At 45.2% G+C, this 12,983-nt stretch carries 9 protein-coding genes and 1 rRNA gene; 9 read left to right on the top strand and 1 reads right to left on the bottom strand.

Features of this window, described 5'->3' with window-relative positions:
- Positions 1–588: 588 nt before the first annotated feature.
- The 6 genes from dnaA to gyrB all read left to right on the top strand — a co-directional run bounded on the left by dnaA (position 589) and on the right by gyrB (position 6,981).
- A complete protein-coding gene (dnaA, locus tag FS818_RS22715; RefSeq protein WP_090923606.1) occupies positions 589–1,935 on the top strand; it encodes a chromosomal replication initiator protein DnaA in 1,347 nt (448 codons plus the stop codon).
- Positions 1,936–2,170: 235 nt separating this feature from the next.
- Positions 2,171–3,313: a DNA polymerase III subunit beta gene (dnaN, locus tag FS818_RS22710; protein WP_145334971.1), complete on the top strand. Its 1,143-nt coding sequence runs from the start codon at positions 2,171–2,173 to the stop codon at positions 3,311–3,313.
- 18 nt (positions 3,314–3,331) lie between these two features.
- The gene (yaaA, locus tag FS818_RS22705) at positions 3,332–3,547 is read left to right on the top strand and encodes a S4 domain-containing protein YaaA (protein ID WP_090923608.1); all 216 of its coding nucleotides are present in this window, start codon (positions 3,332–3,334) and stop codon (positions 3,545–3,547) included.
- Positions 3,548–3,605: 58 nt separating this feature from the next.
- Positions 3,606–4,718 (top strand): DNA replication/repair protein RecF, encoded by a 1,113-nt coding sequence (recF, locus tag FS818_RS22700; RefSeq protein ID WP_145334969.1) that lies wholly within the window; start codon positions 3,606–3,608, stop codon positions 4,716–4,718.
- 13 nt (positions 4,719–4,731) lie between these two features.
- A complete protein-coding gene (gene remB, locus FS818_RS22695; protein ID WP_090923610.1) occupies positions 4,732–4,980 on the top strand; it encodes an extracellular matrix regulator RemB in 249 nt (82 codons plus the stop codon).
- Between the two features lie 90 nt (positions 4,981–5,070).
- Complete coding sequence (gene gyrB / locus FS818_RS22690) at positions 5,071–6,981, top strand: DNA topoisomerase (ATP-hydrolyzing) subunit B (protein WP_145334967.1); 1,911 nt, start codon at positions 5,071–5,073, stop codon at positions 6,979–6,981.
- A 60-nt stretch (positions 6,982–7,041) separates the two neighbouring features.
- Here the strand turns inward: gyrB and FS818_RS22685 are convergent, their stop codons facing one another.
- Complete coding sequence (locus tag FS818_RS22685; protein WP_186375571.1) at positions 7,042–7,995, bottom strand: YheC/YheD family protein; 954 nt, start codon at positions 7,993–7,995, stop codon at positions 7,042–7,044.
- Positions 7,996–8,420: 425 nt separating this feature from the next.
- On the opposite strand from FS818_RS22685, the gene gyrA reads away from it, so the two are divergent.
- The 3 genes from gyrA to FS818_RS22670 form a co-directional block, all read left to right on the top strand.
- Positions 8,421–10,982, top strand: a complete 2,562-nt coding sequence (gyrA, locus tag FS818_RS22680) for a DNA gyrase subunit A (RefSeq protein WP_145334963.1) — start codon at positions 8,421–8,423, stop codon at positions 10,980–10,982.
- 215 nt (positions 10,983–11,197) lie between these two features.
- A complete protein-coding gene (locus FS818_RS22675) occupies positions 11,198–12,313 on the top strand; it encodes an HD-GYP domain-containing protein (protein ID WP_145334960.1) in 1,116 nt (371 codons plus the stop codon).
- 495 nt (positions 12,314–12,808) lie between these two features.
- A 16S ribosomal RNA gene (locus FS818_RS22670) occupies positions 12,809–12,983 on the top strand; the annotation flags it as partial.

Genomic DNA, 12,983 nt, shown 5'->3' with positions numbered 1-12,983 from the left:
GTCTTCCTCTTTTTAATATTATTTTGTCTCTATTAATGAGCATTCAGCAATCCAAAACCTCACCTTTCACGACATAACACCTCATGAGGTTGAAGCGTACTCACTACTTATCTTCTCATTTTTCCCCTTAATCAATTCAATTCACTTTCACTTTATCCACATCCAAGTTATTCACATTGCAAGTCCACTTTTGCACATCATTTAGCATCTTTCGACGGATATCCTGTGTATAAAAGTTTTTTGTACTTTAGGTCATGCTGTCGAAAATTAAACAATTTATAAACAATATATTGTGTTGTGACTAAAAATTATACACAAGTTATTGAATTTGTGGATAAAATCTCGCCATACGTTGAAATGCGGGGCTTCTTTTGCTATGATTGTATTACTTTTGGATGTGAATATGTGATCTGACCTATAATATTATCAACAGCCTGTGGATAAAGTTGTGAACAATTTTCCGTTGTTCCTTCTTTTTTTGTTTTTGAACTGCGGGGGTTTGGGGATAAATTCGGCAATATATCTCGTATTTCGACACTGCATCATGGCTTAAGCCACACTTGGAACATGTAAAAGGAGTGACAGTCTGTGGACAGCCATACTTCTGATTTATGGCAGCAAATTTTATCAATCATACAAAATAAACTCAGCAAACCCAGCTTCGATACCTGGTTCAAAGCAACCAAGGCCACCAAGCTGAACGATCAGACCATCGTCATCTCCGCCCCAACTACGTTTGCCGTCGAATGGCTGGAGAGCCGTTACACTAAACTGGTTGGCTCGACGGTCTATGAACTGCTTGGCAAACAGGTCGATGTGAAATTTGTCATCGAGGAGAACAAACCTGTAGAGCCAGATCCGCAGTTGCCGGCACCGACGCCGACAGTCGTTCAAGAAGAAGCCGTGCTCAGCATGCTGAATCCTAAATATACGTTCGATACCTTTGTCATCGGGCCGGGTAACCGTTTTGCCCATGCCGCATCGCTGGCGGTCGCCGAAGCGCCCGCCAAAGCCTACAATCCTCTTTTTCTATATGGAGGCGTAGGACTTGGTAAAACCCACTTGATGCATGCCATCGGACATTATATTTTGGAGCATAATCCGAGTAGCAAGGTGGTTTATTTGTCATCTGAGAAATTCACGAATGAGTTCATCAACTCCATCCGTGATAATCGCGGGGAAAGCTTCCGGAACAAATACCGGAGCGTAGATATTCTGCTTATTGATGATATTCAGTTCCTGGCCGGGAAAGAATCAACACAAGAGGAATTTTTCCATACGTTTAATGCACTGCATGAGGAACGGAAGCAGATCATCATCTCCAGTGACAGACCGCCAAAGGAAATTCCGACCCTGGAAGAGCGTCTGCGCTCCCGGTTTGAATGGGGATTAATAACGGATATTCAGCCTCCGGATCTGGAGACGCGAATTGCGATTTTGCGTAAAAAAGCGCGTGCGGAGAATCTGGATATTCCAAATGAAGCGATGATGTACATCGCGAACCAGATCGATACGAACATTCGGGAGCTTGAAGGAGCCCTGATTCGTGTCGTTGCTTACTCTTCACTGACCAATCAGGACGTCAGTTCTCATCTGGCCGCTGAAGCACTGAAGGATATTATTCCTTCCAGCCGTCCCAAAATGATCACAATTCAAGACATCCAACAAAAGGTCGGCGAATACTACAGCCTCAAGCTTGAAGACTTCAAAGCACGGAAACGGACAAAAGCTGTTGCTTTTCCACGGCAGATCGCTATGTATCTCTCTCGTGAACTGACAGACTTTTCTCTGCCCAAAATCGGGGAAGCTTTTGGAGGACGAGATCATACCACGGTCATTCATGCCCATGAAAAAATCTCTCAAGCGATCAAGAACGATCAAGATCTCTATAAAGTTATCAACAACTTAACCGAAAAAATTAAGAATCCAACCTGAACAAGTCCCAAGCCTATGCACAACGTGTACACATGTGGATAGGCTTAATTTTATGGGTTTAACCCTACTTATCCACATATTCAGTGCCCCTATTACTATTATTACTATAAAGATCTAAAGATATCTTCTCCAAAAAGCCGTTGCAAAGCATGGCCTTCGGCCTTTCGATAAACACCTTTTTAAGACCAAAACAAAACCCAAAAAACATCTAACAAAATCCGCTAGGAGTGAAACCATGAAAATCAGCATAATGAAAAGTTATCTTAACGAATCCATTCAACAAGTGTCCAAAGCAATCTCAAGCCGTACGACGATCCCCATTCTGAGCGGTATCAAATTCGACGTGAATCACCAAGGTGTAACGTTGACAGCAAGTGACACGGATATCTCCATTCAGTCATTTATCCCGCTTGAAGAGGGAGACAAAAGTGTTGTTCAAGTAGAACAACCGGGCAGCGTCGTTCTGCCAGCCAAATTTTTCGTAGAGATCATCAAAAAGTTGCCTTCGCAGGAAGTGCATATGGAAGTCAAAGAAAACTTCAACACGTTTATTTCTGCAGGTGCAACTGAGATTCAGCTGGTAGGCCTGGACCCGGAAGAGTTCCCGGTACTGCCAAGCATTGAAGAGAACCAAACGGTCTCCATTCCTGGAGATTTGCTGAAAAATATGATTAAACAAACGGTGTTCTCCATTTCCACCCATGAAACGACACCTATTCTGACAGGTGTATTGTGGAGTCTTGGTGATAACGAGTTGAAATTTGTGGCAACCGACCGTCACCGTCTTGCTACACGTGCGGCAATGCTGGATAATGCAGAGGGTATCCGTTTCAACAACGTCGTCATTTCTGGTAAAACACTTAACGAGCTGAGTAAAATCGTTCCCGACCAGAACACACTTGTGGATATCGTTGTCGCAGATAATCAGGTGTTATTTAAAATTGACCGTGTATTATTCTACTCCCGCATTTTGGACGGAACATATCCGGATACTTCTAGAATTATTCCAACGTCATACAAAACAGAACTTGTTTTGGACACAAAAAAATTAAGTGAATCGATTGACCGGGCTTATTTGCTGTCGCGTGAGGAAAAAACAAACATTGTGCGCATGCAGACGATGGACTCCGGCACGATTGAAATATCCTCCAGCTCCTCCGAGCTTGGTAAAGTAAGAGAAGAGATTGAGCCGGCTGAATTTACGGGTGAACCGCTTAAAATCTCGTTTAACTCCAAATACATGCTGGATGTGCTGAAAGTGGTGGAGAGCGAGCAGCTGATGATTGCCTTTACGGGTGTCATGAGTCCGATCATCTTGAAACCGCTCGACGACAGCCAGAGTCTATATGTCATCCTGCCTTACCGGACGACCAATTAACGAAGGGAAGATCACACGATGAAGCAAGTATCGATTCGTACGGAATATATTAAGCTTGACCAATTTTTGAAACTCGCAGACTGCATCCCTACTGGAGGTATGGCAAAAGCCCTCCTCCAAGAAGGGCTTGTTCGTGTGAATAAAGAGGCTGAGGAACGCCGTGGACGGAAGTTATACCCTGGGGATATCGTAGAGGTAGACGGAGAAGGCACGTTCGAAGTGGTTGCGGAGTAGAAGACCAAGGTGCAATCCTGCTGCCTCCTGACGGACGGAATAAAAGGGAGGTTAACGTGTGTTTGTAAACAGCATAGAATTGCAGCAATTCCGCAATTATGAGCATCTGAAGCTGGATTCGTTTGGACCCGTCAATCTGTTGATTGGACAAAACGCCCAGGGCAAGACCAATTTGGCAGAGGCTATTTTTGTGCTGGCACTCACCAAGAGCCACCGTACTTCCCGAGATAAGGAATTGATCCGATTTGGGGAAGAACGGTCAAGGCTCACTGCCGAGGTCGACAAAAAATACGGAGCAGTTAAGCTTGAGCTATCCTTATCACAGCAAGGGAAAAAGGCAAAGATTAACGGTCTGGAACAGCGTAAATTAAGCGATTTTGTCGGATCACTCAATGTGGTAATGTTTGCCCCTGAGGATCTGGAGATTGTCAAAGGCACACCGGGGGTACGCCGCCGGTTCCTTGACATGGAGATCGGGCAGGTAGCTCCAGGTTATCTCTATCATCTGCAGCAATATCAGAAGGTGCTGGTGCAGCGGAATAATCTACTCAAGCAGCTGTGGGGAAAAGGGGATTCAGCTCAAGCGATGCTGGAGATCTGGAACGAACAGCTTGCAGAGCACGGTGTTAAAATCGTCAAAAAAAGGAAACAATTCATAAAGAAACTTCAAAAGTGGGCAGAAACGATCCATCAGGGGATTACTGGAGGTGGAGAAGTTCTGCGTCTGGCCTACCTTCCCTCCTTCAGCGAAGCCGCTGAGGAAGATGAAGCTGTCTTAATGGAGCAATTTATGATAAAATTATCACAAATGAAAGAGCAGGAGATTCGCCGGGGCACAACGCTGAGTGGGCCACATCGGGATGACCTGTCCTTTTTCATTAACGAACGGGAAGTACAAACGTACGGCTCTCAGGGGCAACAGCGCACAACAGCGTTGTCTCTTAAGCTTGCGGAGATTGAACTGATTCATGAAGAGATCGGGGAATATCCGGTTCTGTTGCTGGATGACGTATTATCCGAACTTGATCCTTTTCGTCAGACCCAGCTGATCGAAACATTCCAAAGCAAGGTACAGACTTTTATTACCGCTACGGGAATTGAGAGCCTGAACGTTGACAAGCTTAAAGACGCTAGTATCTATCACGTTCATGCCGGACAGGTGGAACGCTAAGGAGTGAGGGCTTATGTACATTCATCTGGGCGGTGAAAAAATCATCCGTTCTTCTGAGTTGGTTGCTATTTTTGATATATCGATTGAGAAATCCTCAAAAATATCCAAGCAGTATGTTACACATGCCGAACAGGAAAAAACGGTCGAACATATTGGCGAAGAGGAAGCAAAGTCTATTGTGGTGACGAAAAACATTGTGTATTACTCACCGATTTCCTCCGCAACGCTCAAGAAGCGTGCGCACCATTTTCCTGATCTATAGCGGATATTCAAGAGAGAACTTCTGTGTCTGCTAATATTCTTAAGTTAACGCATATTCAAGATATTGAATCTATAGAAGTAGGTGAAAGGCATGTCTATGAATCAACCGTCATATGATGCGAATGAAATTCAGGTCCTTGAAGGACTGGAAGCCGTACGTAAACGTCCGGGGATGTACATCGGTTCCACCAGTGCCAAAGGTCTGCATCATCTGGTCTGGGAAGTAGTGGACAACAGTATCGATGAAGCGCTGGCGGGTTACTGTGATCATATCGAGATCAACATCCATGAAGACAACAGTGTAACCGTTGTGGATAATGGACGGGGTATTCCAGTTGGCGAACATGCCAAAATGAAACGTCCAGCCCTGGAAGTCGTTATGACTGTTCTCCATGCAGGGGGTAAATTTGGCGGAGGCGGATATAAGGTATCCGGTGGTTTGCACGGTGTAGGTGTATCCGTTGTTAACGCTCTTTCTGAAAAAGTAGTGGTCACTGTAAAACGGGATGGTCATATCCATCAGCAGGAATACCGCCGCGGTGCTCCGCAATATGACCTCAAAGTGATCGGCACAACAGACGAGACAGGAACTACGGTAACGTTCCATCCCGATCCTGAAATTTTTACAGAAACGACTGTATATGACTACGAAACATTGCTTACACGTGTCCGTGAGCTGGCCTTTTTGAACAAAGGCATTGGTCTGACGTTAACGGACGAGCGGACAGGTGCAACCAATTCCTTCATGTACGAAGGCGGGATCATTGAGTATGTATCCTTCTTGAATCAAAAGCGTGAAGTGTTGCACGAGAATCCGATCTATGTTGAAGGTGCTCGGGATAACATTCAGGTAGAGGTTGCTTTGCAATACAATGACAACTATACCGAAAATATTTATTCTTTTGCGAATAACATCAACACTCATGAAGGCGGAACGCACGAATCAGGCTTTAAGAGTGCACTCACCCGGATTATTAATGACTATGCCCGTAAGGCTGGTGTAATCAAGGATAGTACCGGCAATCTGTCTGGTGACGATGTGCGTGAAGGTCTGACGGCCATTATTTCGGTCAAAATTCCGGAACCGCAATTCGAAGGACAAACGAAAACAAAGCTCGGAAACAGTGAAGTACGTGGTATTGTGGAGTCTTTGTTTGCAGAGAAGTTGCAGGAGTTCTTGGAAGAGAATCCTTCCGTATCCCGTCGTATTTTGGAGAAAGGATTGCAGGCTGCCCGTGCCCGTGAAGCGGCTCGTAAAGCTCGTGAACTGACACGCCGTAAAGGTGCGCTTGAAGTCAGCTCCCTGCCGGGTAAGCTAGCGGACTGTTCATCCAAAGATGCGTCCATCAGTGAACTGTACATCGTCGAAGGAGACTCCGCGGGTGGTTCCGCCAAACAGGGGCGTGACCGTCACTTCCAGGCTATTTTGCCGCTTCGTGGTAAAATTCTGAACGTGGAAAAGGCGCGCCTTGACCGCATCCTCGGTAATGCCGAGATCCGTGCAATTATCACAGCGATGGGAACAGGGATCGGCGACGATTTTGACATCTCCAAAGCACGTTATCACAAAATCATTCTGATGACCGATGCCGATGTCGATGGTGCCCATATCCGTACACTGTTGCTGACATTCTTGTATCGGTATATGCGCAAAATCATTGAGGCAGGTTATGTATACATTGCTCAGCCTCCGCTCTTCAAGATTGAGCGTAACAAAGTCATCCGTTATGCAGGCTCCGAGAAAGAGCGTGACGAGATTATTGCTTCTTTGGGTGAGAACGCCAAGTTCAACATTCAACGGTACAAAGGTCTTGGCGAGATGAATGCCGGGCAGCTGTGGGAAACCACGATGGACCCGGAAAGCCGTACGATGCTACAAGTATCGATCAGCGATGCGATGCTGGCGGATGCCATGTTTGATACACTGATGGGGGATAATGTTGAACCTCGTCGTGATTTCATCCAGGAAAATGCAAAATACGTGAAAAACCTCGATATTTAACGAGTTGCGAAGAGGCGCCTGTGAGGGCGCCTTTTTTATATTATGAGGGTAGGCGCTCATTTATCTGGCACTTCGTCGTTTGATGGCGGAAGCCTGCGCTTTGGAAGCCTTTGAGGTTGTTTTTTTCGCTTTGCCTTTTTTGGAGGGTAAGCGTCCGTAAGCAATGGCATAACGTTTGATTTTGCGGTAAGCCTCTTTATCGGGAAGCAGACCAAAGGCATAGATACCAGGCAGTGTGTTGACCTCCAGAATCCAGGGACGCCCATGATCATCCAAAGCGATATCAATGCCGATCTCTTTGAGTCTGGGAAAAGAGCTTTGCAATTGGACAGCAGTATGGATACCCAGGCGGTGCAATTCATGCTCAAGCTTTTGATATCCTTCCCTTTTGAGTTGCGGGAGTACAAGTTCTTCAAAGGTGGCCAGACGTCCGCCTCCGTGGATATTGGTAATGATTTTGCCTGGTGCAGCAACACGTCCGAGAATACCTGTCGTTTCCCAGCTGTGCTGTGGGTTCTTCTGGGTTAATACACGCAGGTCAAAAGGCAATCCCTCATGTGTCATCAGCGGAATACCCTGTTGGATGATGTAGTCACGTTTCTGGATACGTTCGTTCAATGCGTTCTCAAGTTCTGTGAGCGAATGAAAGACTCGTTCTTCTGTTCCATGTTGCAGATGGTAGGTCGTTAGATCGGATAGGATAGGAGGAGTAGGCTCTAATTCTACCGAGTCGGGTGAGGCGGATTTGCCAGATGCTTCATCACTTGTGGATTCGTTTGTTGAATCTGTAGAACGAGGGACTGCGATTGAGGTGCGAACTGTCCTTACTCGCATCACCCCATTACCGTAAGTTCCCCGGTCGGGCTTAATAAAATTGGCTGGGAATAACTCGGTCATTCGTTCTAGCGTTTGCGAGCTATATTTTCGGGTCACCGGTAAATATTCGTTGACATGACGGCTGCGTTGCAAAATGGCTGTTTTGGTCCATTTGCTGGAGACACGCTGGATACTCATATGCATCAGTCCTTTCTTGTTTTGATCAGTTGCGCTGAGGGACATTATGCAGAAAATCAAAGGACAAGAGATGATTTCAGTGGTATAATAGAGGAATATGGCGATTTGTGCTGTCAGCCAATAAAATTGCAGTTTGATTGCCACGTGGGAACGGCTCTAGCCTTGATTGGACAGTACATATGCCGCTTTTCTAGCATTGTATGTGCAATTGCAGAGGAAGGCAGGGCGAACCCCCAGACACGCTCAAGTTCCCGGAAGAAAGGCTATTGCCTAGTGGACGTTTAATTGTGTAACTTTTGTGAAAGTAATATAATAAAGAGTAGCGTTCTTGCGCGGTTTTAGCCTTGTTAGGCTTTTCACATATATTAATTTTCTGGAAATGATTGATTTGGAACGTTTGTTGAAGGACAAGAAGGAGGTCCAGCATGGCGGAAGAAATGAACTCGCAGATTAAAGATCGGGATATTGGCGTCGAGATGCGTGAATCGTTTATGGATTATGCGATGAGCATCATTGTGAGCCGTGCCCTGCCAGATGTGCGTGATGGATTAAAGCCGGTTCACCGGCGCATCCTGTATGCAATGTCGGAGCTTGGCATGACACCTGATAAACCACATAAAAAATCAGCCAGAATCGTCGGCGAAGTTATCGGTAAGTATCACCCGCACGGTGACTCTGCCGTTTACGAGACGATGGTACGGATGGCACAGGACTTCTCCCTGCGTTACATGCATGTCGATGGACACGGTAACTTTGGATCAGTCGATGGTGATATGGCTGCAGCGATGCGTTATACCGAGGCACGTTTGTCCAAAATTGCGATGGAAATGCTCAGAGATATCAACAAGGACACCATTGACTTCCAACCAAACTATGATGGTGAAGAAAATGAACCCATTGTTCTCCCTGCTCGTTTTCCTAACTTGCTTGTCAATGGAGTTGGCGGGATCGCCGTAGGTATGGCTACCAACATTCCTCCTCATAATCTCGGAGAGGTTATTGACGGCGTACAGGCAATGATCAAAAATCCGGATATTACATCCATGGAACTGATGGATTATATCCAAGGCCCAGACTTCCCTACATCGGGTTATATTCTGGGACGCTCCGGCATTCGTCAGGCTTACCAGACTGGGCGTGGATCCGTAACGATGCGTGCCAGAACGAATATCGAAGAGAACAACAATAAAGCTCGGATCGTCGTTACAGAGCTCCCGTACCAAGTGAACAAAGCAAGACTGGTAGAGAAAATCGCTGAGCTTGTACGCGACAAAAAGATCGATGGTATTACCGACCTTCGTGATGAGTCTGACCGTACAGGTATGCGGATTGTCATTGAGCTTCGCCGTGATGTTAACCCTGGCGTTGTATTAAACAATTTGTACAAGCATACATCGATGCAGTCCACGTTCGGCATTAACATGCTGGCAATTGTAAATAAAGAACCGAAGATTCTGAACCTGCGTGAAGTGTTGTATCACTACTTGCAGCATCAGATCGAGGTTATTCGTCGTCGTACGCAATTCGAATTGAGAAAAGCGGAAGCGCGTGCTCATATTCTGGAAGGTTTGCGTATTGCACTCGATCACATCGACGAGATCATTACGTTGATTCGTTCATCCAGCAATACAGATGCCGCTAGAGAAGGTTTGATTGAGCGCTTCTCACTCAGCCATGACCAGGCACAGGCAATTCTGGATATGCGTCTGCAACGTCTGACAGGTTTGGAACGCGAACGGATCGAGAATGAGTACAACGAATTGATGGTCAAAATCCGCGAGTATCGCGAAATTTTGGCTAACGAGCATCTTGTACTTGAGATTATCAGTACAGAGCTTCAGGAAATTCGTGAGCGTTTTGGTGATGATCGCCGCACCGAGATCACGGTTGGAGAAGAAAGTATTCTGGATGAGGATCTGATTCCACGTGAAGAAGTAATCATCACGATTACCCACACAGGTTACGTTAAACGTCTGCCTGTATCTACCTACCGTAGCCAAAAACGCGGAGGACGCGGTGTTGTAGGGATGGATACAAAGGATACTGACTTTGTCGAGCATCTTTTTGTTACCAACTCTCACAATTACCTGATGTTCTTCACGGATAAAGGTAAAGTATATCGCTTGAAAGCTTACGAGATTCCAGAGCTTGGACGTACAGCGCGTGGGACACCAATTATCAACCTGATTCAGATTGAGCAAGGGGAGTCTGTCAATGCGGTTATTCCAGTACAGGAATTCGAGAGCGATAAGTATCTATTCTTTGCAACACGTCAGGGTGTAGTGAAGAAAACCCCGCTTGAAGATTACACGAACATCCGCAAAGGCGGACTTATCGGGATCTCCTTGCGTGATGATGACAGCCTGATTGATGTGAAGCTGACGGATGGGCAACAAGAGATCATTATGGGTACAGCTCATGGAATGTCTATTCGTTTCTCGGAGGGTAATGTACGTTCTATGGGACGTAGTGCTACCGGGGTTAAGGGTATCACGCTGGATGATCAGGATGCAGTTATCGGTATGGACGTCGTAGATGCTGATCTGGATGTTTTGATTGTTACAGCCAAAGGGTACGGTAAACGGACCCCAGTTAGTGATTACCGGATGCAAACTCGTGGTGGTAAAGGGATCAAGACGATCAATGTTACCGAGAAGAATGGTGCTGTTGTGAGCCTCAAAATGGTTAAAACGGAAGAGGATCTGATGATCATCACATCCAGTGGTACATTAATTCGAATGAGCATGGATGGCATCTCAACCATGGGTCGCTATACTCAGGGTGTGAAGCTAATCCATATTCGTGAGGAAGACGCTGTAGCTACCGTAAGCCGAATTGATAAAAATGAAGAAGAACCCGACGAAGATAACATTGAAGCAATGGAAGCTGGGGTGTCTTCTCTTACAGAGGAATCAAATCTGGAAGAGAACATGACATCTGAGTCAGAAGCTGATGTTCAAGATGATGATTCAGGTTCGGAAGAATAACATAGGTATCTTGTTTATTGAATCGTTGAAACAGGATACGTAAGGCTCCCTTATGGGAGCCTTTTTGATATGTACATAAAAAATGATGGAAGCTTCAAAATCTAGGATGTACAGCCTGTTTTCTGAGTAATATAATGGGAAATAACATGAGAAACCGGGACTATGGTCTTGTATTGTCATCATCTTAAGAAGAACGATGAGTGAGGGGAATCAGTATGGGATTAATTACCCTGTCAGAAGTCAAACCAGGACTAAAATTGGGAAGTGATGTGCAGACGTCGCGTGGCAATGTGTTGCTTCAAAAGGGTAAAATCATTTTACCCAAAGATATGGAAGTCCTCAGGGCGTTTTTGATTCATCAGGTGGATATTGAACAAGAGAGGGCGGGAACCGGCAGTGGAGGTTCCAAAGGATTAACTGGACCCAGCGGAGCAGTAGGAACAGCCGTCGCTGAGAAGAATGGGGATCGGATAAGTACAATAGTTTCAGCTCCAGTTATTACGCTTCAGGACGAATACGAGAAAATGGTTACGTTGACCAAAAACGCGTTTCTCTCCTCATTAGCTGCCGAATTACCCGTTTATGAGTTACGGACACAGCTAGAGGCTTTGTTCATGCATCTCAAACAATATAATGTGCTCACCTTCAGTCCACGCAATATGAAAGAGCATGATTATGTATACCACCATGCTGTGCTAAGCGCGATCACATCCTATCAACTGGCTCAGTGGATTGATCTCCCCTCCAAGGACTGGATGCAGGTTGCTTTTGCGGGATTGTTCCATGATATCGGTAATAACAAGGTTGATCCGCAGATTCTCCATAAACCTTCTTCGCTGACAGCGGAGGAGCAGGAGGAGATCAGGCAACACACCAAGTATGGTTATCAGATTCTTAAACAAGCTAAGGCCATCAATGAGGGTGCAAGACTTGCAGCACTGCAGCATCACGAAAAAGTGGATGGCTCGGGTTATCCCTTGCAACTTACCGGTACACAGATTCATATCTATGCGAAAATCGTAGCTATTGCAGATATTTTCCATGCAATGACCCTGGAAAAGATTTATCGTAAGGCTCAATCTCCATATCTGGTTCTGGAACAAATTCAAAGTGAGGCGTTTGGTAAACTGGAACCTTCTATCGTGAATATGTTTGTGCAACGGTCCACTCAAATTCATAACGGAATAAGGGTGAAACTCAGTAATAACCAGATTGGGGAGATTATTTTCTCGGATCGAGATCATCCTACTCGGCCAATGGTATCTGTAGAAGGTTCGATTATCAATCTGATGCAACAAAGACAGTTATATATTCAAGAAGTATTAGGTTAAAAACATATTTAGATTTGTAGTGTGAGGACCTTCTCCTAGAGAGTGGGTCTTTTTTTAGTATGGTTGTTAAAAGGACATCGTTTATATGTATATTAGTGATTACATGAGTCCAACTATAGTTTAGCGTTAAGTGATATATAAAAACAAAAAACACTTGCATTCAGATTCTATACATGGTATATTCTAATTCCGGCCAAGAAAACACAGTTTACACGGTGCGGCAAGCAAATGAAAACAAGCTTCGAAAGAAACTTGAAAAAAAGAACTTGCAAAGTTGGTTCGGAAATGATATGATATAAAAGTTACTGAAGCGAATGAGTGACGGTGACTGAACAAGTTTGATCTTTGAAAACTGAACAACGAGTGAGTAAACATTCTGCTTGCAGAATGACGTGAAGGTTTTGATGCATGCCATATGGCTGTATGAAAACTGGAACACAAATGAGATTTTAATCTCGTCAGATTCAAAATGAGCTTATCGCTCTTTTCAATACTTTATTGGAGAGTTTGATCCTGGCTCAGGACGAACGCTGGCGGCATGCCTAATACATGCAAGTCGAGCGGACTTGAAGAGAAGCTTGCTTCTCTGATAGTTAGCGGCGGACGGGTGAGTAACACGTAGGCAACCTGCCCTCAAGCTTGGGACAACTACCGGAAACGGTAGCTAATA

Origin of the sequence: Paenibacillus xylanexedens (assembly GCF_007680605.1) — a bacterium.
Taxonomy (GTDB): domain Bacteria; phylum Bacillota; class Bacilli; order Paenibacillales; family Paenibacillaceae; genus Paenibacillus; species Paenibacillus xylanexedens_B.
Note: the sequence above shows the minus strand (reverse complement) of the source record. Positions and strands in the feature narration are given on the sequence as shown.